General features: G+C 65.0%; 21 protein-coding genes. 17 read left to right on the top strand and 4 right to left on the bottom strand.

Annotation, left to right across the window (positions count from 1 at the left end):
• Nucleotides 1–129: 129 nt before the first annotated feature.
• On the bottom strand, nt 130–1038 hold the full coding sequence (locus QA635_RS04840) for a helix-turn-helix transcriptional regulator (RefSeq protein WP_016841102.1): 909 nt from the start codon (nt 1036–1038) through the stop codon (nt 130–132).
• Nucleotides 1039–1202: 164 nt separating this feature from the next.
• Here QA635_RS04840 and QA635_RS04845 point away from each other — a divergent pair, with 164 nt between their 5' ends.
• The 4 genes from QA635_RS04845 to boxB all read left to right on the top strand — a co-directional run bounded on the left by QA635_RS04845 (nt 1203) and on the right by boxB (nt 7217).
• Complete coding sequence (locus QA635_RS04845) at nt 1203–2735, top strand: benzoate-CoA ligase family protein (RefSeq protein ID WP_283067377.1); 1533 nt, start codon at nt 1203–1205, stop codon at nt 2733–2735.
• A gap of 165 nt (nt 2736–2900) precedes the next feature.
• On the top strand, nt 2901–3710 hold the full coding sequence (locus QA635_RS04850) for an alpha/beta fold hydrolase (RefSeq protein WP_283067379.1): 810 nt from the start codon (nt 2901–2903) through the stop codon (nt 3708–3710).
• 193 nt (nt 3711–3903) lie between these two features.
• Nucleotides 3904–5592 (top strand): 2,3-epoxybenzoyl-CoA dihydrolase, encoded by a 1689-nt coding sequence (gene boxC, locus QA635_RS04855; protein ID WP_253606406.1) that lies wholly within the window; start codon nt 3904–3906, stop codon nt 5590–5592.
• A 173-nt stretch (nt 5593–5765) separates the two neighbouring features.
• Nucleotides 5766–7217, top strand: coding sequence for a benzoyl-CoA 2,3-epoxidase subunit BoxB (boxB, locus tag QA635_RS04860; RefSeq protein ID WP_283067383.1), 1452 nt, complete (start codon nt 5766–5768; stop codon nt 7215–7217).
• 324 nt (nt 7218–7541) lie between these two features.
• Here the strand turns inward: boxB and QA635_RS04865 are convergent, their stop codons facing one another.
• Both QA635_RS04865 and QA635_RS04870 read right to left on the bottom strand, forming a co-directional pair.
• Nucleotides 7542–8342 (bottom strand): SDR family NAD(P)-dependent oxidoreductase, encoded by an 801-nt coding sequence (locus QA635_RS04865; protein WP_283067386.1) that lies wholly within the window; start codon nt 8340–8342, stop codon nt 7542–7544.
• A 169-nt stretch (nt 8343–8511) separates the two neighbouring features.
• A complete protein-coding gene (locus QA635_RS04870) occupies nt 8512–9570 on the bottom strand; it encodes a polysaccharide deacetylase family protein (RefSeq protein ID WP_141339768.1) in 1059 nt (352 codons plus the stop codon).
• Between the two features lie 169 nt (nt 9571–9739).
• On the opposite strand from QA635_RS04870, the gene QA635_RS04875 reads away from it, so the two are divergent.
• From QA635_RS04875 to phoB, 13 genes are all read left to right on the top strand, one after another.
• Nucleotides 9740–11134, top strand: a complete 1395-nt coding sequence (locus QA635_RS04875) for an OmpA family protein (RefSeq protein WP_283067389.1) — start codon at nt 9740–9742, stop codon at nt 11132–11134.
• A gap of 2 nt (nt 11135–11136) precedes the next feature.
• Nucleotides 11137–11433: a hypothetical protein gene (locus tag QA635_RS04880; protein WP_028340517.1), complete on the top strand. Its 297-nt coding sequence runs from the start codon at nt 11137–11139 to the stop codon at nt 11431–11433.
• A 109-nt stretch (nt 11434–11542) separates the two neighbouring features.
• Nucleotides 11543–12133, top strand: coding sequence for a TetR/AcrR family transcriptional regulator (locus QA635_RS04885; protein ID WP_283067393.1), 591 nt, complete (start codon nt 11543–11545; stop codon nt 12131–12133).
• Nucleotides 12130–13038 carry a haloalkane dehalogenase gene (locus QA635_RS04890; protein WP_283067395.1) on the top strand — a complete coding sequence of 303 codons (909 nt, stop codon included), beginning with the start codon at nt 12130–12132 and terminating at the stop codon, nt 13036–13038. Before QA635_RS04885 ends, QA635_RS04890 begins: the two co-directional genes overlap by 4 nt.
• 18 nt (nt 13039–13056) lie before the next feature.
• Nucleotides 13057–13287: an Rdx family protein gene (locus tag QA635_RS04895; RefSeq protein ID WP_283067397.1), complete on the top strand. Its 231-nt coding sequence runs from the start codon at nt 13057–13059 to the stop codon at nt 13285–13287.
• Nucleotides 13288–13614: 327 nt separating this feature from the next.
• Entirely contained in the window at nt 13615–14670 is a 1056-nt protein-coding gene (locus QA635_RS04900) for a putative bifunctional lysylphosphatidylglycerol flippase/synthetase (RefSeq protein WP_026192163.1), read from the top strand.
• Nucleotides 14671–14754: 84 nt separating this feature from the next.
• Complete coding sequence (locus tag QA635_RS04905) at nt 14755–16068, top strand: ATP-binding protein (RefSeq protein WP_092079263.1); 1314 nt, start codon at nt 14755–14757, stop codon at nt 16066–16068.
• 135 nt (nt 16069–16203) lie between these two features.
• On the top strand, nt 16204–17214 hold the full coding sequence (gene pstS / locus QA635_RS04910) for a phosphate ABC transporter substrate-binding protein PstS (protein WP_092078490.1): 1011 nt from the start codon (nt 16204–16206) through the stop codon (nt 17212–17214).
• A gap of 229 nt (nt 17215–17443) precedes the next feature.
• Nucleotides 17444–18433, top strand: a complete 990-nt coding sequence (pstC, locus tag QA635_RS04915; RefSeq protein WP_283067401.1) for a phosphate ABC transporter permease subunit PstC — start codon at nt 17444–17446, stop codon at nt 18431–18433.
• Nucleotides 18434–18437: 4 nt separating this feature from the next.
• Entirely contained in the window at nt 18438–19283 is an 846-nt protein-coding gene (pstA, locus tag QA635_RS04920; RefSeq protein ID WP_050386784.1) for a phosphate ABC transporter permease PstA, read from the top strand.
• Complete coding sequence (gene pstB / locus QA635_RS04925) at nt 19280–20098, top strand: phosphate ABC transporter ATP-binding protein PstB (protein WP_074131128.1); 819 nt, start codon at nt 19280–19282, stop codon at nt 20096–20098. The genes pstA and pstB overlap by 4 nt, the downstream gene beginning before the upstream one ends.
• Before the next feature lie 105 nt (nt 20099–20203).
• Nucleotides 20204–20920 carry a phosphate signaling complex protein PhoU gene (phoU, locus tag QA635_RS04930; protein ID WP_016844066.1) on the top strand — a complete coding sequence of 239 codons (717 nt, stop codon included), beginning with the start codon at nt 20204–20206 and terminating at the stop codon, nt 20918–20920.
• A 145-nt stretch (nt 20921–21065) separates the two neighbouring features.
• Nucleotides 21066–21776 (top strand): phosphate regulon transcriptional regulator PhoB, encoded by a 711-nt coding sequence (phoB, locus tag QA635_RS04935; RefSeq protein WP_016844067.1) that lies wholly within the window; start codon nt 21066–21068, stop codon nt 21774–21776.
• 241 nt (nt 21777–22017) lie between these two features.
• Here phoB and QA635_RS04940 read toward each other — a convergent pair whose 3' ends face one another.
• Nucleotides 22018–22530 (bottom strand): GcrA family cell cycle regulator, encoded by a 513-nt coding sequence (locus QA635_RS04940; RefSeq protein ID WP_283067402.1) that lies wholly within the window; start codon nt 22528–22530, stop codon nt 22018–22020.
• Nucleotides 22531–22547: the final 17 nt, after the last annotated feature.

Below are 22547 nucleotides of genomic sequence, written 5' to 3' on the forward strand. Positions count from 1 at the left end.
CGCTGACGATTTTCGTCATTGCGAGGAGCGATAGCGACGAAGCAATCCATGCATCCACGCGCGCGGAGAGATGGATTGCTTCGCTTCGCTCGCAATGACGGGGATAGTGTTTCTTTTTGTGCTGTGAGATTACAGCGCCACGCTGCGCAGTCCGAAGCTGCGCGCCTCGTTCTGCAGTACCGGCCGCACGGAATCGATCAGCCGCGCGGCGGCGGCGTCGACCGAAAGCCCGGCAGTGTCGACCACCGCCGATGCGCGGGCGTAGAGCGGCTCGCGGCTGACCAGGATGTTGCGCAATTCCGCCATCGCCGAGCGGTCGTCGGCCATCGGGCGCAGATCGCCCTGGCGGCGGACGCGGGCCATGTGCTCTTCCGGCTCGGCCTTCAGCCAGATCGTGTAGAACGACGACAGGATCAGGTCGAAGGTCAACGCCTCGGAGACGATGCCGCCGCCGGTCGCCAGCACCATCAATTCCTTCCGCGCCAACAGCTGCGTCAGCGCGGCCTGCTCCATGCGGCGGAAGCCTTCCTGGCCGTACAGCGCGATGATTTCGGCAACCGAGAGGCCGTTCTGCGCCTCGATCTCCTTGTTGAGCTCGACAAAGCTCCAGCCGATCTTCTTCGCCAGCATCCGCCCGAGCGTGGTCTTGCCGGCGCCGCGCAGGCCGATCAGCGCGATGCCGGAGAAGGAGGCGCGGCGTGGCGCCAGCGGGCTGCTGCCGGCGAGCATGTCCTTGGCCTGCGCGATCTGGTTCGGCGACGCCTTGCGGAGTAGATCGCGGATCACGGCCCAGTCTGGCACCGGCTCGCTGGACGGGATCAGGTCCTCGAGATGCGCGCCCATTGCGCCAGCGACACGGCGCAGCAGCACGATCGAGACATTGCCTTTGCCGCTTTCGAGCTGGGCGATGTAGCGTTCGGAAATGCCGGAAACCTTGGCGAGCACCTTGCGCGACATGCCGCGCAGGGCGCGCATCGTGCGCACGCGCTGGCCGAGCTGTTCAAGGAAGTCGGTTTCCGGGTCGTTGGCTGCGGTCATGATCCCTGTGCGACGCGCGGTCCTGACTGAATCAGACCGAGGTTCTAGGAAACATAGTGCCGATAAGGATTGACAGCAAGCCAACGTGGTGGCTTTGTATGAATTATAATTCTTAAATTCACAGGAGAGGGAAGCGTGGCACGTCCGGGTCCGAGGAGCGGAGCATGACTTACAACGCGGTCTCCTGGCTGCTCGACCGCAACGTCGACGAAGGCCGCGGCGACAAGGTCGTGTTCGACGATACGGTGTCGCAAATCACCTATGGCCAATTGCAGCAGCAGACCCGCCGCGTCGGCAACATGCTGCGCCGGCTCGGCGTCCGCCGCGAGGAGCGGGTCGCCATGATCATGCTGGACACTGTCGATTTCCCGATCGTGTTCCTGGGCGCGATCCGCGCCGGCGTGGTGCCGGTGCCGCTCAACACGCTGCTGACCGGGGAGCAGTATGCCTACATCCTCGGTGATTGCCGCGCCCGCGTGCTGTTCGTGTCGGAAGCGCTGCTGCCGGTCGTGAAGGACATCATCGCGCGGATGCCCGACCTCGAGCATGTCGTGGTCTCCGGCAAGGATGCGCATGGCCACAAGAAGCTGTCCGATGAGATCGCGCGCGAGAGCGACGTGTTCGCCACCGCGCCGACCCATGCCGACGAGCCGGCATTCTGGCTCTATTCGTCGGGCTCGACCGGCATGCCGAAGGGCGTGCGCCATCTGCATTCCAATCTCGCGGCGACCGCGGAGACCTACGCCAAGCAGGTGCTCGGGATCCGCGAGGATGATGTCGGCCTGTCGGCGGCAAAGCTGTTCTTCGCCTACGGGCTCGGCAATGCGCTGACCTTCCCGATGTCGGTTGGCGCCTCGACGGTGCTGAATTCGGAGCGGCCGACGCCGGCGGTGATGTTCGCGCTGATGAACAAATATCACCCGAGCATCTTCTTCGGCGTGCCGACCCTGTTTGCGGCGATGCTGAACGACGAGGCGACCAAGGCGCAGTCCGGCGGCAACCGTTTGCGCGTCTGCACCTCGGCCGGCGAGGCGCTGCCGGAATCGGTCGGCAATGCGTGGCGCGCGCGGTTCGGCGTCGACATCCTCGACGGCGTCGGCTCGACCGAGCTGTTGCACATCTTCCTGTCGAACGCGCCCGGCGACATCAAATACGGCTCGTCCGGCCGTCCGGTGCCCGGCTACAAGGTGCGGCTGGTCAACGAGATCGGCGCCGACGTCGCGGACGGCGAGGTCGGCGAGCTCTTGGTCGATGCGCCCTCGGCCGGCGAGAGCTACTGGAATCAGCGCGCCAAGAGCCGCGCCACCTTCGAGGGCGCCTGGACCCGCACCGGCGACAAATACACGCGCGATGCCGACGGCCGTTACACCTTCTGCGGCCGCGCCGACGACATGTTCAAGGTCTCGGGCATCTGGGTCTCGCCATTCGAGGTGGAGAGCGCGCTGATCACCCATCCCGCGGTGCTGGAGGCGGCGGTCGTGCCGGAGGCCGATCCGGAAGGCCTGCTCAAGCCGAAGGCCTATGTGGTGTTGCGGCCCGACAGTTCAGCCGCCGGCCTGCACGAGGCGCTGAAGGAGCACGTCAAGCAGAAGATCGGCCCGTGGAAATATCCGCGCTGGATCGACGTCGTCGACAATCTGCCGAAGACGGCGACCGGAAAGATCCAGCGGTTCAAATTGCGGGAACACGAGCACTAGCTCCCCGCGTCGTCCCGGCCTAGTGCGCAATTGCGCACGGGAGCCGGGACCCATACGCCGTGGCGTTCGTTTTGAAAGACGCTGCTCGACGGCCTTTGCGCAACAACTAACGCCTGTGGTTATAGGTCCCGGCTTTCGCCGGGACGACGATGAGGAAGGCCTACCATGACAAACTTGAAACCCTCCGGCTTCCTCAGCATCGACGGCGCCGAGCTCGAATACCGCATGATCGGTCCCTCGCCGGACGCGGCGCCGACCATCGTGATGCTTCATGAAGGCCTCGGCAGCGTCGGGCTGTGGGGCGACTTTCCCGAGAAGCTGCAGGCGGCGACCGGCGCCGGCGTGTTCGTCTATTCGCGCGCGGGTTATGGCGCCTCGTCGCCGGCGAAGCTGCCGCGTCCGGTCGACTACATGCATCGCGAGGCACTCGACGTGCTGCCGAAATTGCTCGACCGGATCGGCTTCCGCCGCGGCTTGCTGCTCGGTCATTCCGACGGCGCGTCGATTGCCGCGATCTATGCCGGCGCGCATCAGGATCATCGCCTGCATGGCCTCGCGCTGCTGGCGCCGCACTTCATCGTCGAGGACATCTCGGTGAAGTCGATCGCCGAGATCAAGACGGCGTACGAGACCACCAATCTGAAGGAGAAGCTGGCGCGCTGGCACAAGGACGTCGACAACGCCTTCCATGGCTGGAACGGCGCCTGGCTCGATCCGGCATTCCGCGACTGGGATATCTCCGACTATCTCGCCTATATCCGCGTGCCGGTGCTGATCGTGCAGGGCGCGGCCGACCAGTACGGCACCATACGCCAGGTCGAGATCGCCCAGGAGGAGTGCTACTGCCCGGTCGATGTCACGGCCATCGATGGTGCCGGCCATTCGCCGCATCGCGAGGCGCCCGCGGTGACGCTCGAGGCGGTCGCCGAATTCGCCAAAGCGGCGCTGCGCGACGACCCGGCACTGGCGGCCTGACGGCACTGGCGGCCTGACCTTTGGTGCCGGTGCCAGGTCATTGGCCGAGCGAGTGAATTTCGTGAACATGAAACAAAATGCATGTTTTTGCGTTTTGAACTAGACCAGATCGAAAACATGCATTATTGTGCATGAAGACCTCGACGACGAATGTTCAAACGAACAACAGCAAGACAACAGATAAGGGTGGCCCATGGCTGGTGACGATCGCGTCCTTGCAGGCGGGGCGAAGTACATCGACTTCCAGACCGATCCGTCGCGCTACCGGCACTGGAAGCTCGACGTTGCGGGCGATGTCGCGACGCTGACCATGGACGTCGACGAGAACGCTGGCCTGTTCGAAGGCTACCAGCTCAAGCTGAATTCCTACGATCTCGGCGTCGACATCGAGCTTGCGGACGCCGTGCAGCGGCTGCGCTTCGAGCATCCCGAGGTCAAGGTGGTGGTGATGCGCTCGGGCAAGAACCGGGTGTTCTGCGCCGGCGCCAACATCCGCATGCTGGCGGGCTCGACCCATGCCCACAAGGTCAACTTCTGCAAATTCACCAACGAGACCCGCAACGGCCTGGAAGACTCCAGCGAGAACTCCGGCCAGAGCTTCATCACCGTCGTCAACGGCACCGCGGCCGGCGGCGGCTATGAGCTGGCGCTCGCGACCGACCACATCATGATGGCCGACGACGGCGCCGCCGCCGTCGCGCTGCCGGAAGTGCCGCTGCTCGCGGTGCTGCCGGGCACCGGCGGGCTCACGCGCGTCGTCGACAAGCGCAAGGTGCGCCGCGACCATGCCGATTTCTTCTGCACCATCGAGGAAGGCATCAAGGGCAAGCGCGCCGTTTCCTGGCGCCTGGTCGACGAGATCGCGCCGAACTCCAAGCTCGAGGGCAAGCTGGCCGAGCGCGTCAAGGAATTCGCCGCGAAGTCGAAGCGCAACGGCGCCGGCAAAGGCATCGCGCTTGCGCCGCTGACGCGCACCATCGACGACAGCGCGATCCGCTACGGTTTCGTCAGCGTCGACATCGATCGCGCCGCGCGCATCGCCACCATCTCGATCAAGGCGCCGGAAACCACGGCGCCCGCCGACATCGACGGCATGATCGCGCAGGGAGCTGCGTTCTGGCCGCTGCAGGTCGCCCGCGAGCTTGATGACGCGATCCTGCATCTGCGCATCAACGAGCTCGAGATCGCGATGCTGGTGTTCAAGAGCCACGGCGACCGCGGCAATGTCGTGTCCTATGACGCGTTCCTGGAGGCCAACAAGGCGCACTGGCTGGTCAACGAGGTCAGGCACTACTGGAAGCGCGTGCTCAAGCGCATCGACGTCACCTCGCGCACGCTGGTGACGCTGGTCGAGCCCGGCTCCTGCTTCGTCGGCACGCTGGCCGAGCTCGTGTTCGCCGCCGACCGCTCCTACATGCTGATCGGCCAGAAGCAGGGCGACAACCGCCCGCCGCCGGCGATCGAGCTGACGGCGATGAATTTCGGGCCCTATCCGATGAGCCACGGCCTGACCCGGCTGCAATCGCGCTTCCAGGCTGATCCGTCGGATCTGGAGCGCGCGCAAGGCTCGATCGGCAAGGCGCTCGACGCGGAGGAGGCCGAGGAACTCGGTCTCGTCACCTTCGCGCTCGACGACATCGACTGGGACGACGAGGTCCGTGTGTTCTTCGAGGAACGCACCTCGTTCTCGCCCGACGGTCTCACCGGCATGGAAGCCAATCTGCGCTTCGTCGGCCCGGAGACCATGGAATCGAAGATCTTCTCGCGCCTCACGGCGTGGCAGAACTGGATCTTCCAGCGGCCGAACGCGGTCGGTGAGGACGGCGCACTGCGCCGCTACGGCACCGGCCAGAAGGCGCAATTCGACATGACGAGGGTTTAGGAATTTTCGCCGTCATCCTGAGGTGCGAGCCTTGCGGCGCAGTTGCGCCGCCGGGCGAGCCTCGAAGGATGATTGGAGGCAAGACCGCCAGACAAGCATCCTTCGAGACGCGCTACGCGCTCCTCAGGATGACGGCGGAGCAAGATGCGAGCCAGGATGAAAAGGAGGCTGCCATGAACATGAACATCATGAACGTCGATTACTCGACCAAGATTCCGAACAATGTGAATCTCGCCGAGGACCGCCAGGTGCTCAAGGCGCTGGAAGGCTGGCACCCCGGCTACATGGACTGGTGGAGCGACATGGGGCCGGACGGCTTCCAGGAATCGCTGGTCTATCTGCGCACCGCCTATTCGGTCGATCCGCGCGGCTGGGCCAAGTTCGACTACGTGCGGATGCCCGAATATCGCTGGGGCATCTTGCTCGCGCCGCAGGAAGAGAACCGCGTCATTCCGTTTGGCGAGGACTATGGCAAGCCGGCCTGGCAGGAAGTCCCCGGCGAGCACCGCGCGATGCTGCGCCGCCTGATCGTGATCCAGGGCGACACCGAGCCGGCCTCGGTCGAGCAGCAGCGCCATCTCGGCAAGACCGCGCCCTCGCTCTACGACATGCGCAACCTGTTCCAGGTCAATGTCGAGGAAGGCCGCCATCTCTGGGCGATGGTCTACCTCTTGCAGAAGTATTTCGGCCGCGACGGCCGCGAGGAGGCGGATGATTTGTTGCGCCGCCGCTCGGGCGACGCGGATAGCCCGCGCATGCTAGGGGCCTTCAACGAGGCGACGCCGGATTGGCTGTCGTTCTTCATGTTCACCTACTTCACCGACCGCGACGGCAAGATGCAGCTGCACTCGCTGGCGCAGTCGGGCTTCGATCCGCTGTCGCGCACCTGCCGCTTCATGCTGACCGAAGAAGCCCACCACATGTTCGTCGGCGAGACCGGCATCACCCGCGTTGTGCAGCGCACCTGCGATGCGATGAAGGAAGCCGGCATCACCGATCCGAACGACGTCGCCAAGATCCGCGCGCTTGGCGTGATCGACCTGCCTACCATCCAGAAGAAGCTGAACCTGCACTATTCGCTGTCGCTCGACCTGTTCGGCTCGGAAGTGTCGACCAACGCGGCCAATGCCTTCAACGCCGGCATCAAGGGCCGCTACAAGGAAACCACGATCGACGACGATCACCAACTCAAGAGCTCGACCTATCCGGTCATGAAGATGGTGGACGGCCAGATCAAGATGGTCGACGAGCCGGCGCTGACCGCGCTCAACATGCGGCTGCGCGACGACTACACGCAGGATTGCGTCAAGGGCATGCTGCGCTGGAACAAGGTGATCTCGACCGCCGGCATCGACTACAAGCTCGCGGTGCCAAACACCGCCTTCCACCGCCAGATCGGCGAGTTCAAGGACGTCCATGCGACGCCCGATGGCCTCTTGATCGACGACGCCACCTGGGCCAAGCGCAAGAACGACTGGCTGCCGTCGACCGCAGACGGCGACTTCATCGCCTCGCTGATGAAGCCGGTGACCGAACCCGGCCAGTTCGCCTCCTGGATCTCGCCGCCCAAGGTCGGCATCGACAACAAGCCCGGCGACTTCGAATATGTGAGGATCGAGAGCTGAGGGCCATCTAGCAGTTCCTCTCCTCCCGGAGGGGCCGAAGAGGGGTAAGCCGAGAAGGTCCTGGCTTGCCCCTTTTCTTTTTGCTCCCTTTGGAGACGGGCGATCACCCAGCGCGCAACGATGGGGACAGACGCCACCGCGAACTGGCTGCGCTCCCTCTCCCGCTTGCGGGAGAGGGCTGGGGTGGGGGCCCTCTCCACGAGTCATTTCGTTGAGAGAACCCCCACCCGCATCGCATCTTCGATGCGATGCGACCTCCCCCGCAAGCGGGAGAGGTGCCGCCAGTCTGCAGTGAAATCACTTTTGTCTGACGTCCTCGCCCGCTTAGCCCGCGATCTCCAGCCCCGCGGTCGCGTAGACCACGCCGCCATCGACCGCGACAGTGTTGCCCACGACATAGTCGCCGGCGCGCGAGGCGAGGTAGATCGCGGTACCCGCCATATCCTCGTCGCTGCCGACGCGCTTCGCCGGCACGCGCTTGGCGACTTCGTCGGCGTGGTCGCGCGCGGCGCGATTCATGTCCGACTTGAAGGCGCCCGGTGCGATCGCGGTGACGTTGATGTTGTCCTTGATCAGGCGGGTCGCCATGCGGCGCGTCAGATGGATCACCGCCGCCTTGCTGGCGGCATAGGAATAGGTCTCCATCGGGTTGACGAAAATGCCGTCGATCGAGGCGATGTTGATCACCTTGCCCGGCTTGTCGTGCGTCGCCGCCGCACGCAGCGGCTTGGCCAGCGCCTTGGTCAGGAAGAAGATCGACTTGACGTTGAGGTTCATCACCTTGTCCCAGCCGCTCTCCGGAAATTCGTCGAAATCCGCGCCCCATGCCGCGCCGGCATTGTTGACGAGGATGTCGAGCTTCGGCTCGCGCTTGATGATTTCGCCCGCGAGCTTCTCGCAGCCCTCGACGGTCGAGATGTCGATCGGCAGCGCGATGCATTCGCCGTCATAGGCGGCGGACAGCTCCTGGGCGGTCGCCTCGCAGGGACCTGCCTTGCGCGCGGTGATATAGACCCTGGCGGCACCCTGCGCGAGGAAGCCGGCCGCGATCATCTTGCCGATGCCGCGCGATCCCCCGGTCACCAGTGCGACGCGGCCCTTCAGCGAGAACAGATCCTTGAACATGCGCTCCTCCATTGCGTTGCCAGTGGTTCTGGGCGCGCCCGAGGAACGAGTCAAGGAGAGGGAAGGGATCGGTAGCCCGGATGCAGCGGAGCGAAATCCGGGAAAATGCTATCCGCGGATGCGACGGCCCCGGATTACGCTTCGCTGCATCCGGGCTACGAAGAGTAGGTTACGCCGCGTCGATGCGGCGAAAGCCGTTCCACACTGCGGTGGCGGCGCCTGATGTCAGCACCGGCAGCAGGCGCGCGTCCTGGTAATTGCCGTTCAGCGAGACACGCTGCAAGGCGGTCAGATGGTCGGCGCTTTCGGGAAACAGCATGCCCGGCCGCGTTGTCACCGCGGTCCGAAAGCCGATCGACCGCGCGAGGGCGAATTCACGCTGCCCGGCGGCGATCCGATCGCCATAGGGATAAGCGAGATGCAATGCCGGCCGCTGCAGCGCATCCTCGATCCGCGCCCGGCTGGTAGCGAGCTCGAACGATGCGATGGTCTCGCTCTGCTTGGCGAGATTGCAATGGGTGATGGTGTGCGCGCCGATCGTCACCAGCGGATCCTCCGCGAAGCCGCGCAACTCGTCCCAGGACATGCAGAGCTCGCGCGCGATGCCGGTCTCGTCGACGCCGTGACGGGCGCACAGCGCTGATATCTCGGCCTGCATTGCCTGCTCGCCGGGCAGTGAACGCAGCCAGTCGTGGATGCGGCCGAAGGCAGTACGCTTGGCCTGCGCTGTCGCGGTGTCGATCCGCGTCATGGTGCCGTCGATCGGCACCTCGATCGCGGACGCCGCCGCGATCACCCGCTCCAGCGCGATCCACCACAATCTGCCGCAGCCCTCGGCGAAATCGCTCGCGACATAGACGGTGAACGGGGCGCCGAACTCGCGCATCACAGGCAGCGCGAAATCGCGGTTGTCGCGATAGCCGTCGTCGAAGGTAAAGCAGGCGAAGCGCCGTGCGAAATTCCGTTCGGCGAGACGGCGATGCGCCTCGTCGATGCTGATCACGTCGACGTCGAGCGCGCGCAGATGCGTCAGCATCGCGCGCAGGAAGTCCGGCGTGACCTCGAGATGATGGTTCGGCTGGAACGCGTCGCCGCGCCGCGGGCGGACGTGGTGCAGCATGAAGATGGCGCCGACGCCGGCGAAGATCGGCCGCAGCAGGATATGCGCACCCGAGAAATACAACGCCTCCATGCCGGCACGGATCACGGTGTTGCGGAGTTGTTTCATGTGGGCGCGGGCCGGCCGATTTGCATTCCGCGGCAAACTTAGCGAAAGACCACTGAAGAAACTGTTATCCCGGTCCGACATGGCGCCCCCGCCATGGCGCGTCATTTGGGGTTTGACAGTCAGCCAAGGGTTTGTTTTCTCTCTGGTTCCCGACCCCGCAGGACGCTGAATGCACGGACTTTTCAAGTGGAGTAGCAAGTGGTGGCCGGGGGTGATTCCACTGGTCGTGCTTTGGGGTATTGCGGCCTGGACGAGCACCGCAACGGTCGAAGCGGACCTTGCCGCGCGCTCTAATGCCGCACTGAAGGACACCGTTCTCGACAAGCGCCGCATCAGCGTCGACGGCCGCGACGTGACGTTCGCGGCCAACGCCTTCTCCGAAGACGGCCGCCTCAGCGCGGTGGCGTCGGTCGAAGCCGTGCCCGGCGTGCGGCTGGTCAACGACGAGACCCGCCTTGTTCCCGAAGCCAAGCCCTTTGTCTGGTCCGCCGAACGCGACGTGGTGCGGGTCACGCTCGGCGGCAATGCGCCGCTGCCGTCAAGCAAGGGCAAGTTGACCGAGGCCGCGAAGGCCAGTCTCGGCGGCGTCGAGGTGGTGGATCAGATGGTGCTCGCCCGCGGCGCGCCTCTGCGGTTCGACGCGGCGGCGCTGCTGTTGCTCGACCAGATCGGCAAGCTGAAGGAAGGCAAGATCACGCTCACCGACAGCAAGGTTGCCCTCGCCGGCATGGCGCGCGAGCTCGGCGGACGCGAAGCGGTCGCCGCGGCGCTGAAGAACCTGCCGGAAGGCTATTCGATCGCCGCCAACGACATCAAGGCGCCGCCTTACGTGTTCCAGGCCTACAAGGACCCGGTCGCGGTGACGCTGACGCTGACCGGCTACGTGCCCGACAACAACGTGCACGCCGCGCTGGTCGGCGCCGCCGGCCGCAAGTTCTTCAGCGAGAAGGTGGTCGACAATCTCAAGGCCAGCATCGGCGCGCCGTCGGGTTTCGCGGCCGCGGTGGGGCCCGCGCTCGGCGCACTGTCGCGGCTGTCGACCGGAACGCTGGTGGTATCGGACCGCGAGGTGAAGCTGTCGGGCGATGCGCTCTACGATGCCGCCGCCGGCCAGATCCGCGACGGGCTCGGCAAGGATTTTCCGCAGGGCTGGCAGTACAAGGCCGAGGTCACGGTCAAGCCGGCGGCTGCCCCGGTCGATCCCACGGTGTGCCAGCAGCTGTTTTCCGAAATTCTCTCGAAGGGCAAGATCCGCTTCGAGTCCGGCAAGGCCGACATCGTGCCGGATTCCGCCGGCCTGCTCGACCGCCTGATCGAGACCGCGTTGCGCTGCCCCAATGCGACGATCGAGATCGCCGGCCATACCGACAGCGACGGCGAGGAGGCCGCCAACCAGGCGCTGTCGGAGCGGCGCGCGCAAGCCGTGGTGGATTACCTCGTGCGCGCCGGGCTGCCCGCCAGCCGCTTCACGCCGATCGGCTACGGCAGCACACAGCCGCTGGCCGGCAACGAGAATGAAGACGGCAAGGCGCAGAACCGCCGCATCGAATTCGTGGTGAAGTAGCGATGACCGTGCTCGCGACATTCTTCTGGGGTTGGCTGCTCGGCGCGGCGCTACTCGGCTTCTGCATGGGCTGGATCGCGGTGGTGCATCGGGCGCAGGGCGTCTCGAAGGTCTGGATGCGCTGGCTGGCACTGCTCGCCGCCGCGCTGGTGGCGGCGTCGTTCGCGCGGATCGTGCCCGGCCGGTTCGGCTACTGGCTCGATCTCTTCCTGGTCATGTTCGCGCTCTATCTCGTCGGCTGCGCGATCGGCTCCTGGCTGCGCGACTGGGTGGTTTCGCGCAGCAAGCCCGCGAGCTGACCTCAATCCCCTGATCCGACAGGCCTGAGCGGCGTCGCCAAGCGCAAGGGCGAGCCGCATTCATTTTAGCGCTTGACATTAATACGTACGTACGTATTAAATTGCGGCCATGCCAAAACCCTCACTCCGCGATGCCATCCTCGACGCCGGCCTGAAGGAAATGTTCCGGACCGGCTATCACGGCACCAGCGTGCGCGACGTCACCGCCGCCGCCGGCGCGCCGCAGGGCTCCTTCACCAACCATTTCCGCTCCAAGGAGTTGTTCGCGTCCGAGGTGCTCGACCGCTACTTCCTCTATGTCCGTGGCCTGGTCGCGGAAGCCCTCGGCGACACGACGCTGACCCCGCGCGAAAGGCTGAGAAGCTATCTCGATCTGATCACCGGCAAAGTCGCGCATGACGGTTTCACCCGCGGTTGCCTGATCGGCGATTTCAGCCTCGAGGCGTCGGGCTCGAGCGAGATGCTGCGCGAACAGCTCGACGACATCTTCCGGGAATGGCGCGCCCCGTTTGCGGCCTGCATCGCCGAGGCTCAGGCCACCGGCGAGATCGCCTCCGACTTCGATCCCGATCAACTGGCCGATTTCCTGCTCGCATCCTGGCAGGGCGCGATGCTGCGCATGAAGGTCGAACGCAGCGAAGCGGCGCTGACGCGTTTCAAGACGATCGCATTCCAAACCGTGTTCAAGGAGTTGCCATGACCATATCCGCCGATATCAGCCTGCATCATCGCGCCGTGCTCGGGAGCACGATGGCCTATCGCAAGACCGGCCGCAGCGGCGCGCCGCACGTGCTGTTCCTGCACGGCAATCCGACGTCATCCTACATCTGGCGCAACATCATGCCGCTGGTCGCCCCCGTCGGGCACTGCATCGCGCCCGACCTGATCGGCTACGGCCAGTCCGGCAAACCCGACATCGGCTATCGCTTTTTCGACCAGGCGGACTATCTCGACGCGCTGATCGACGAGCTCGGCATCGCCTCGGCCTATCTCGTCGCCCAGGATTGGGGCACGGCGCTCGCCTTCCACCTCGCGGCACGCCGTCCGCAACTGGTGCGCGGGCTCGCCTTCATGGAGTTCATCCGCCCGATGCGCGATTGGTCGGACTTCCACCAGCACGACGCCGCGCGGGAGACGTTCCGGAAATTCCGCACGCCGGGCGAGGGCGAAGCGATGATCCTCGACAACAATGCGTTCGTCGAACGCGTGCTGCCCGGCTCGATCCTGCGCACGCTCGGCGAGGAGGAGATGGCCGCCTACCGCGCGCCGTTTGCGACGCGAGAGAGCCGCAAGCCGACCTTGATGCTGCCGCGCGAACTGCCGATCGCGGGCGAGCCGGCCGATGTCGCCGAGGCGCTCACGGTGGCGCATGCGGCGCTCGCGGCATCGACCTATCCGAAGCTGCTGTTCGCGGGAACGCCCGGGGCGCTGGTGTCACCAGCCTTTGCCGCCGAATTCGCCAAGACGCTCACGCATTGCGCGGTCATTCAACTCGGTGCGGGCGCGCACTATCTGCAGGAGGATCATCCGGAGGCGATCGGCCGTTCTGTGGCCGGCTGGATTGCCGGCGTCGAGGCCGCCTCCGCGCAGCGCCATGCCGCATGAGGGCACGGAGCGCGTGACATGAGGAATGTCTCCATCACCTATTGCCGGCCGTGCGGCTATGAGAAGCGTGCCAAAGAGGCCGCGGCGCTGTTGCGCGAGCGCCTTGGCGTCGATGCGACGCTGATCCCCGGCAAGGGTGGCATCTTCGAGGTCAAGCTCGGCGACGCGGTTGTCGCCCGGCGCGCCAAGGGACATTTTCCCGATGCCGCCGAGATCGTCGCCGCGGTCACGGCCGCGCGGGATTGCTGATCGGCGGAGCGCCTCCCGGCGGTACGGAAGATCATTCTCTATTCGGCCGTGCCGGTGCTTCACCGTAGTTTTCCGGATGGCCTTGCGGACCGTTCGGCGGGCTAACTGCCGCACGCGCATGTCAAGTCTTGTCGAAGGCGGCGGGAAACGCGCATATTTGTGCACCCGCTGTCATGAATCATCCGTAATATCTTGAAGATGCGCGTTTTATTGTCTTTTGACGAATTCCACTCCGGTTTAAAACGCGCTACACGGGCCAGGGCACAGCGAAGCGCCGGCGGAGTTCGCCCGGGAGCCGTCGTCGCGGGATCGCAATTCGAGGTCTAGATGCTGGAAGCAATACGCAGGGCGATGGCGTTTCTGCGCCAGAAGCAAATCCTGCATCGGCTGGGTGTTGTCATCAGCATCGCCGTCATCGGCATCGCCTGCTACGTCCTGTATCACATGCTGCGCGGCATCGACACCAACGAGGTGCTCGAGGCCATCAAGAGCACCGAGCCGCGGCAGATTGCCCTGGCGGGACTGTTCGTCGCGGCGGGCTACTTCACGTTGACCTTCTACGATCTGTTCGCGGTGCGCGCGATCGGCCACGCCCATGTGCCCTATCGCATCAACGCGCTCGCGGCCTTCACCTCCTATTCGATCGGCCACAATGTCGGCGCCAGCGTCTTCACCGGCGGCGCGGTGCGCTACCGGATCTATTCGGCGTGGGGGCTGAACGCGATCGACGTCGCCAAGATCTGCTTTCTCGCCGGGCTCACCTTCTGGCTCGGCAATGCCGCGGTGCTCGGGCTCGGCATCGCCTACCACCCCGAGGCCGCCGCCAACATCGACCAACTGCCGCCCTGGCTGAACCGGGCGCTGGCATTCGCGATCATCACCGCGCTGGTCGCCTATGTGGTCTGGGTCTGGACCCAGCCGCGGGTGGTCGGCCGCGGCCCCTGGACGGTGACCCTGCCGGGCGGCCCGCTGACGCTGCTGCAGATCGCGATCGGCATCCTCGACCTTGGCTTCTGCGCGCTGGCGATGTACGTGCTGGTGCCGGACGAGCCAAATCTCGGCTTCGTCGTGGTCGCCGTCATCTTCGTGTCGGCGACCCTGCTCGGCTTCGCCAGCCACTCCCCCGGCGGCCTCGGGGTGTTCGACGCCGCCATGCTGGTCGGCCTCTGGCAGATGGACCGCGAGGACCTGCTCGGCGGTATGCTGCTGTTCCGGCTCCTCTACTATATTGCGCCTTTCGTCATATCTGTAATCTTGCTGACGTTTCGGGAGGTTATCGTCGGCGCCCGACTCAAACGGCTGCCGCAGGCTGATTCGGGTCCCCGCGCCGAGCCGCACCATGAGGCGGTTCTGGTTCGCAAGCGCGGTGACTCCGGGGTCTGATGAAGCGGCCCGATGCCTCCCGAGGGAAGGTCGCTATGACCGCGCCTGGGCGAGACATGAACCGACGGGATGAAAGCCGCCGCGATGGCAATTGACGATTCGCATTCCTCCATCTTCTCGCCCTGGCCCGACCGGTTGCGCCATTCCGCGCTGATCCTGCTTGCCGCAGCGCTGGCCTTGAGCGTGGTGGTCGCGCTCGGCGAATTGTCGCTGGTGCGCGCCTGCGCCGTGTTCGTCTGCATCGCGGCCGCGGCGCTGGTGCCGTGGCGGCTGCATGATGCCGGAACCTCGCGCGAGGATGTCCGCGGCGTCAATCCGGTCGAGGCCGCCGCGGTCAGCGCGGTCGTCGCCGGCATGCCGGATCCGGCCGTGCTGCTCGATCGCGCCGGCCGCGTCATCCATCTCAACGCCGCCGCGGCGCAGCTTGCGCCCGCGCTGCGCAAGAACGAACTGGCGCAATTTGCCCTGCGCTCGCCGGAGATCATTACCGCGCTGCGCGAGGCGATCGCGACCACCGAGCCGCGCCGCGCCACCTACACCGACCACGTTCCGGTCGATCGCTGGATGGAATTGGTGATCACGCCGGTGCCGGTGCCGACCCAGTTCGGCGGCACCGAGAAGTGCATGCTGATGACCTTCCACGACCTGACGCCACTGCGCCGGGTCGAGGAGATGCGCGCCGATTTCGTCGCCAATGCCAGCCACGAGCTGCGCACGCCGCTCGCCGCCTTGTCCGGCTTCATCGACACGCTGCAGGGGCCGGCGCGTGAGGACGCGCGGGCGCGCGAGCGCTTCCTCGGCATCATGCACACCCAGGCGACGCGCATGGCGCGGCTGATCGACGATTTGCTGTCGCTGTCGCGGGTCGAGCTGTCGGCCCATGTGCGGCCCGAGGCCTCGATCGACATCGTGCCGATCATCCGCCAGGTGGCCGACGGGCTCGAGGCACTCGCCAGCGAGCGCCAGGTCGAGATCGAGGTCGACCTGCCTCAGGCCCCGGTCATGATCGCCGGCGATCGCGAGGAACTGCTCCGCCTGTTCGAGAACCTGATCGAGAATGCCCTCAAATACGGCGCCTCCGGGGGCCGCGTCATAGTGTCGCTGAATCAGGCCGTTTCGGGCGCATCGGGCGAGGGGACCCCCGAAATCCGTGTCATGGTACGGGATTTCGGCCCCGGCATCGCCCCGGAGCACCTGCCGCGGCTGACCGAGCGCTTCTACCGGGTCGACGTCGGCGACAGCCGCAACCAGGGCGGAACGGGCCTCGGATTATCGTTGGTGAAACATATTCTTAACCGTCATCGCGGGCGTCTTTTGATCGAGAGCGTGCCGAAGAATGGCGCTACTTTTACCGCCTGTTTTCCTCGGCCGAAGACCCCGTTACCAACCCAAAGCTAAGCGTTTTCAAAAGCTTAGCGTTGTCATCCAACTGTCATCCAACCTTCGTAAAAGCAGCACCGACCGCTCCTAGATGGACCGGCGTGAGCGCGATCGGGCGCATTCGGCGCTTCGCTCACAGGATGGAGACCACCCATGAATTTCATCAAAGCAATCGTCGCAGCCGGCATGATCGCCGCTTCGACGTCGGCCTTCGCTGCCGATATTACCGGCGCGGGCGCGACGTTTCCGTTCCCGATCTATTCGAAGTGGGCTGACGCCTACAAGAAGGAGACCGGCAACGGTCTGAACTACCAGTCGATCGGCTCCGGCGCCGGCATCAAGCAGATCCAGGCCAAGACCGTGACCTTCGGCGCCACCGACGCGCCGCTCAAGCACGAGCAGCTCGAGAAGGACGGCCTCGTCCAGTGGCCGATGGTGATGGGCGCGATCGTCCCGGTCGTGAACCTCGAAGGCATCAAGCCGGGCGACCTGATCCTGTCGGGCGAAGTGCTCGGCGACATCTATCTCGGCAAGATCACCAAGTGGAATGACGCGGCGATCGCCAAGCTCAATCCGAAGCTGACCCTGCCGGGCGATGCGATCACCGTCGTGCGCCGTTCGGACGGTTCGGGCACCACCTTCAACTTCACCGACTATCTCTCCAAGTCGAACGCCGACTGGAAGTCCAAGGTCGGTTCCGGCACCGCGGTCGAATGGCCGGTCGGCGTCGGCGCCAAGGGCAACGAAGGCGTTGCCGGCAACATCAGCCAGACCAAGAACGCGATCGGCTATGTCGAGTATGCCTACGCCAAGCAGAACAAGCTGACCTACACCGGGCTGGTCAACAAGGCCGGCAAGACCGTGCAGCCGACCATGGCTGCCTTCCAGGCCGCCGCCTCGAATGCCGACTGGGCCAAGGCTCCCGGCTACTACGTGATCCTGACCGACCAGCCGGGCGAAGCCTCCTGGCCGATCACCGCGGCGACCTTCATCCTGATGCACAAGGACTCGACCGACAAGGCGGCCTCGCAGGAAGCGCTCAAGTTCTTCAAGTACGCCTTCGAGAAGGGTGACAAGGCGGCCGAAGAGCTCGACTACATCCCGATGCCGGACTCGGTCGTCAAGCTGATCGAGAAGACCTGGTCGTCGGACATCAAGAGCTAAGTCCGACGCTGCGACAGGACCTGTGCCGACTCGATCGCGGCACAGGTCGAGCGACCAAGACCCGGTCTCCATTACCGCGGCAACAAGCGCGGGATCGAGGCCGGGGTTCGCGCCTCAAGGGGCGTGGCTGGAACGACGACGCCCGGCCAAATGCGTCAGTGAAGATCGCTTCGGGGCGTAGCGGTTTGCGTGGCTTTTGCATACTAAAGAGGGGATTGGCGTGGCAGACATGGCTGTTCAGAGCGATGTGATGGAAGCCGCGGGACCTTACGATCGCGCCAAGGCCCTCAGCGCCTTCAAGCTCGGTGACCTCACCTTCTATTGGATCACCCGCATCTCGGCGATTTCGGTTCTGTTGATCCTCGGCGGCATCATCCTGTCGCTGATCGTCGGCGCCTGGCCGGCGATGAAGGAATACGGCTTCGCCTTCCTGTGGACGCAGCGCTGGGCGCCCTCGGCCGATCCGCCGGTGCTCGGCGCGCTCGGCCCGATCTACGGCACGCTGATCACCTCGGTCATCGCGATGCTGATCGCCATTCCGGTCGGCATCGGCATCGCCGTGTTCCTCACCGAGCTCTGCCCGCAAGTGCTGCGCCGCCCGATCGGCATCGCGATCGAGCTGCTCGCCGGCATCCCGTCGATCATCTACGGCATGTGGGGCTTCTTCGTGCTCGGCCCGTTCCTGGCCAACACCTTCCAGCCTTTGATGATCCGGATCTTCGAGGGCGTCCCGGTGTTGGGCGCGGTGTTCGCCGGCCCGCCGTCCTATCTCAGCCTGTTCAACGCCGCGCTGATCCTTGCGATCATGGTGCTGCCCTTCATCACCGCGATCTCGGTCGACGTGTTCAAGACCGTGCCGCCGGTGCTGAAAGAGGCCGCCTACGGCATGGGCTGCACCACCTGGGAAGTCGTTCGCAGCGTCGTGATCCCCTACACCCGCGTCGGCGTGATCGGCGGCATCATGCTGGCGCTCGGCCGCGCCCTCGGCGAGACCATGGCGGTGACCTTCATCATCGGCAACTCGTTCCGGATCTCGTCGTCGATCTTCGCGCCGGGCACCACGATCTCGGCGGCGATCGCCAGCGAATTCGCCGAGAGCGACGGCCTGCACCAGTCCGGCCTGATCCTGCTCGGCCTGCTGTTGTTCGTGCTGACCTTCTTCGTGCTCGCCGGCGCGCGGCTGATGCTGATGCGGCTTGAAAAGAAGGCGGGGAAGTAACGCCATGAACCCGATCTACAAATCCCGCCGCCGCAGCGACATCGTCATCCGCGCACTCTGTGTCGGTGCGGCGCTGTTCGGCGTCACCTGGCTGGCGCTGATCCTGATCACGCTGCTCTATAACGGCCTTGCCGGCCTCAGCGTGCAGCTGTTCACCCAGAACACGCCGCCGCCCGGCTCGACCGAAGGCGGGCTGCTCAACGCCATCGTCGGCTCGGTCATCATGACCGTGATCGGCGTCGGCATCGGCGCGCCGCTTGGCCTGTTCGCCGGCACCTACCTCGCCGAATACGGCAAGCACGACAAGCTGACCTCGGTGATCCGCTTCATCAACGACATCCTGCTCAGCGCGCCCTCGATCATCATCGGCCTGTTCATCTATGGTGCGGTGGTGGTGCCGATGCGCGGCTTCTCTGCGATCGCAGGCAGCCTTGCGCTCGCGGTGATCGTGATCCCGGTCGTGCTGCGCACCACCGAGGACATGCTGCTCTTGGTGCCCAATCCGCTGCGCGAGGCCGCCTCCGCGCTCGGCCTGCCGCGTTCGCTGGTGATCAAGCGGATCGCTTATCGTGCTGCGCGATCGGGTCTGATCACCGGTGTGCTGCTGGCGACCGCCCGCGTCGCCGGCGAGACCGCGCCGCTGCTGTTCACCGCGCTGTCGAACCAGTTCTTCAGCCTGGATCTGACCAAGACGATGGCCAACCTGCCGGTGACCATCAATAACTTCGTGCAGAGCCCCTACGCCTACTGGAAAGAGCTGGCGTGGAGCGGTGCGCTGCTCATCACATTCACCGTGCTCGCGTTGAATATCGGCGCGCGTATCCTTGGTGCCGAAAGGGCCGCAAAATGACCGAGCTTTCCGTCTCCACGACTGCCGCAGGCCACATTCCGCAGGTTCCGCTGCCGGAAGCGCCGCCGAAAGTCACGGTGCGCAATCTCAACTTCTATTACGGCGAGCACCACGCGCTGAAGAACATCAACCTGACGCTCGGCACCAACCGCGTCACGGCGTTCATCGGCCCGTCCGGCTGCGGCAAGTCGACCCTGCTGCGCATCTTCAACCGGATGTACGACCTGTATCCGGGCCAACGCGCGGTCGGCCAGCTGATGCTGGACCAGACCAACATTCTCGACCCCAAGCTCGACCTCAACTTGCTGCGCGCGCGGGTCGGCATGGTGTTCCAGAAGCCGACGCCGTTCCCGATGACGATCTACGAGAACATCGCCTTCGGCATCCGCCTCTACGAGAAGATCTCGAAGTCCGAGATGGACGACCGGGTCGAGAAGGCGCTGCGCGGCGGCGCGCTGTGGAACGAGGTCAAGGACAAGCTGAACGCCTCCGGCCTGTCGCTCTCCGGCGGCCAGCAGCAGCGCCTGTGCATCGCGCGCACCGTGGCGGTGCGCCCCGAGGTGATCCTGTTCGACGAGCCGTGCTCGGCGCTCGACCCGATCTCGACCGCCAAGGTCGAGGAACTGATCCAGGAGCTCTCCGAGGACTACACGATCGCGATCGTCACCCACAACATGCAGCAGGCGGCGCGCGTCTCCGACAAGACCGCCTTCATGTATCTCGGCGAGCTGATCGAGTTCGACGACACCAACAAGATCTTCACCTCACCGAGCGATCGGCGCACCCAGGACTACATCACCGGCCGGTTCGGTTGACCGGCGCATGATCCGGAAAAGTGGAAACCGGTTTCCGATCAGGTCATGCTAAAATTCAGGACACGAAACCATGATCCCCGGGATCATGGTTGAGGGAGACAAGCGATGGCTTCTGAACATACCGCCAAGGCATTCGACAGCGACCTGCAGGAGTTGACCCGCCTGGTCGCCGAGATGGGCGGCCTGGTCGAACGGATGATTACCGAGTCGGTCGACGCGCTGATCCGTCGCGACGTCGCGCTCGGCAAGCGCGTGGTCGCCGCCGACATCGAGATCGACAATCTGCAGCGCAACATCGAAGAGCGCGCGGTGCTGACGATCGCGCGCCGCCAGCCAATGGCGATCGACCTGCGTGAGATCGTCAGCGCGATGCGCGTCGCCACCGATCTCGAGCGGATCGGCGACCTCGCCAAGAACATGGGCAAGCGCGTCGCGGCGCTGGAGAGCGATTTCCAGCCGCTGAAGCTGATCCGCGGCCTCGAGCACATGACCGACCTCGTGCTGTCGCAGGTCAAGTCGGTGCTCGACGCCTATGCCGCGCACGACCTGCCGGCGGCGATGAACGTCTGGAAGGGCGACGAGGAGGTCGATGCGATCTGCACCTCGCTGTTCCGCGAACTGCTCACCTACATGATGGAAGATCCGCGCAACATCTCGTTCTGCATCCATCTGATGTTCTGCGCCAAGAACATCGAGCGGATCGGCGATCACGCCACCAATATCGCCGAGACCGTGTTCTACATGATCGAGGGCCAGCAGATCACCGACAAGCGCCCGAAGGGCGACATGACCACTTTTGCCACCACGGTGCCGGGCAACTGAGGCATGATCGGCAAGCACGGAACCGGCAAGAGCGAAACTGGATGATCCTCGCGACAAATCGTTTCCGCGGGGACTATGCTCAAGGAAGTAAGCGTTTCGGTTTGCGTCTGGGCAACGGATCACCACAGAGAAAGAACTTAAACCGATGAGCGCACGCATTCTGGTAGTCGAAGACGAGGAAGCGCTGACGACGCTGTTGCGCTACAATCTCGATGCGGAAGGCTACGATGTCGAGACGGTGGGGCGCGGCGACGATGCGGATACAAGGCTGAAGGAGCGCGTTCCCGACCTCGTGGTGCTGGACTGGATGCTGCCGGGCCTGTCCGGCATCGAACTGTGCCGCCGCCTGCGGGCGCGGCCCGAGACCAAGCAGCTTCCGATCATCATGCTGACCGCGCGCGGCGAGGAAAGCGAGCGCGTGCGCGGGCTTGCCACCGGCGCGGACGATTACATCGTCAAGCCGTTCTCGGTGCCGGAGCTGCTGGCGCGGGTGAAGGGCCTGTTGCGCCGCGCCAGCCCGGAGCGGCTTGCGACCGTGCTGACCTACGGCGACATCGAGCTCGACCGCGAGAAGCGCCGCGTGGCGCGCTCGGGCCGTCCGATCGATCTCGGGCCGACCGAGTATCGCCTGCTCGAATTCTTCCTCGAGCATCCCGGCCGCGTGTTCAGCCGCGAGCAACTGCTCGACAGCGTCTGGGGCCGCGACATCTACATCGATGAGCGTACCGTCGACGTGCATATCGGCCGCCTGCGCAAGCTGCTCAATCCGGGCCGCGAGCAGGATCCGATCCGCACCGTGCGCGGCGCCGGCTACGCGCTCGACGACCGCTTTGCCAAGGCCGAGCCGCAGCCGTAACGGCCATGCGGCATTCATAAACCGCAACACGGCGTCGTCCCGGCGAAAGCCGGGACCCATACGCCGCGGCCAGCGCAATCGGCACGCGGCCAGACGGCTTTCTAACAACACGCATTAGTGGTTATGGGTCCCGGCTTTCGCCGGGACGACGCCGGTGATGTAATGGGCTACGCATCACACAAAAAAATCCCCGCTTTCGCGGGGATTTGTTTTTGAGGTCTTCCGTCGTTTTCCCGAGTGCTCACTTGATCTGCGGTTTCGCCGACGGCCGGCGGCGATCGGCGGCGGGCTGGTAGGCGACGCGCGAGTGATGCGCGCAATAGGGCAGGCCGGCGAGCGCCTTTCCGCCGCAGAAGAAGAATTCCGGGCTCGAGGGATCGCCGACCGGCCAGTGACAGGTGGCCTCGTTGAGCTCGAGCAGCGACAGCCGCTGGCTCATCGGCACCACATTGTCGTAGGAGATCGGATCGGGCTCCATCTCGACCTCGAAGGCGTGCGCCAGCGCGGTGTTGCCCCGCGAAACCGGACGCGTCACCCGCATCATGTGCTGGGCCGGGCGGGCCTTGCGCTGACGCGGCGCGGCCGTGGAGGGTGCCTTGGCGCGGCCGGAGAGGCCGAGCCGATGCACTTTGCCGATCACGGCGTTTCGCGTCACATTGCCAAGTTCCGCCGCGATCTGGCTGGCCGACAGGCCGGACTCCCAGAGCTTCTTCAGCTGCTCGACGCGATCGTCGGACCAGGTCAATACAGTCATCGCATTCTTCCCTTCGC

Source organism: Bradyrhizobium brasilense, assembly GCF_029714345.1.
GTDB classification, from domain to species: Bacteria; Pseudomonadota; Alphaproteobacteria; order Rhizobiales; family Xanthobacteraceae; genus Bradyrhizobium; species Bradyrhizobium australafricanum.

Coding starts and splice junctions, on each gene's coding strand:
- QA635_RS04840 (WP_016841102.1), bottom strand. CDS start 1,038: ATGACCGCAGCCAACGACCCGGAAACCGACTTCCTTGAACAGCTCGGC.
- QA635_RS04845 (WP_283067377.1), top strand. CDS start 1,203: ATGACTTACAACGCGGTCTCCTGGCTGCTCGACCGCAACGTCGACGAA.
- QA635_RS04850 (WP_283067379.1), top strand. CDS start 2,901: ATGACAAACTTGAAACCCTCCGGCTTCCTCAGCATCGACGGCGCCGAG.
- boxC (WP_253606406.1), top strand. CDS start 3,904: ATGGCTGGTGACGATCGCGTCCTTGCAGGCGGGGCGAAGTACATCGAC.
- boxB (WP_283067383.1), top strand. CDS start 5,766: ATGAACATGAACATCATGAACGTCGATTACTCGACCAAGATTCCGAAC.
- QA635_RS04865 (WP_283067386.1), bottom strand. CDS start 8,342: ATGTTCAAGGATCTGTTCTCGCTGAAGGGCCGCGTCGCACTGGTGACC.
- QA635_RS04870 (WP_141339768.1), bottom strand. CDS start 9,570: ATGAAACAACTCCGCAACACCGTGATCCGTGCCGGCATGGAGGCGTTG.
- QA635_RS04875 (WP_283067389.1), top strand. CDS start 9,740: ATGCACGGACTTTTCAAGTGGAGTAGCAAGTGGTGGCCGGGGGTGATT.
- QA635_RS04880 (WP_028340517.1), top strand. CDS start 11,137: ATGACCGTGCTCGCGACATTCTTCTGGGGTTGGCTGCTCGGCGCGGCG.
- QA635_RS04885 (WP_283067393.1), top strand. CDS start 11,543: ATGCCAAAACCCTCACTCCGCGATGCCATCCTCGACGCCGGCCTGAAG.
- QA635_RS04890 (WP_283067395.1), top strand. CDS start 12,130: ATGACCATATCCGCCGATATCAGCCTGCATCATCGCGCCGTGCTCGGG.
- QA635_RS04895 (WP_283067397.1), top strand. CDS start 13,057: ATGAGGAATGTCTCCATCACCTATTGCCGGCCGTGCGGCTATGAGAAG.
- QA635_RS04900 (WP_026192163.1), top strand. CDS start 13,615: ATGCTGGAAGCAATACGCAGGGCGATGGCGTTTCTGCGCCAGAAGCAA.
- QA635_RS04905 (WP_092079263.1), top strand. CDS start 14,755: ATGGCAATTGACGATTCGCATTCCTCCATCTTCTCGCCCTGGCCCGAC.
- pstS (WP_092078490.1), top strand. CDS start 16,204: ATGAATTTCATCAAAGCAATCGTCGCAGCCGGCATGATCGCCGCTTCG.
- pstC (WP_283067401.1), top strand. CDS start 17,444: ATGGCTGTTCAGAGCGATGTGATGGAAGCCGCGGGACCTTACGATCGC.
- pstA (WP_050386784.1), top strand. CDS start 18,438: ATGAACCCGATCTACAAATCCCGCCGCCGCAGCGACATCGTCATCCGC.
- pstB (WP_074131128.1), top strand. CDS start 19,280: ATGACCGAGCTTTCCGTCTCCACGACTGCCGCAGGCCACATTCCGCAG.
- phoU (WP_016844066.1), top strand. CDS start 20,204: ATGGCTTCTGAACATACCGCCAAGGCATTCGACAGCGACCTGCAGGAG.
- phoB (WP_016844067.1), top strand. CDS start 21,066: ATGAGCGCACGCATTCTGGTAGTCGAAGACGAGGAAGCGCTGACGACG.
- QA635_RS04940 (WP_283067402.1), bottom strand. CDS start 22,530: ATGACTGTATTGACCTGGTCCGACGATCGCGTCGAGCAGCTGAAGAAG.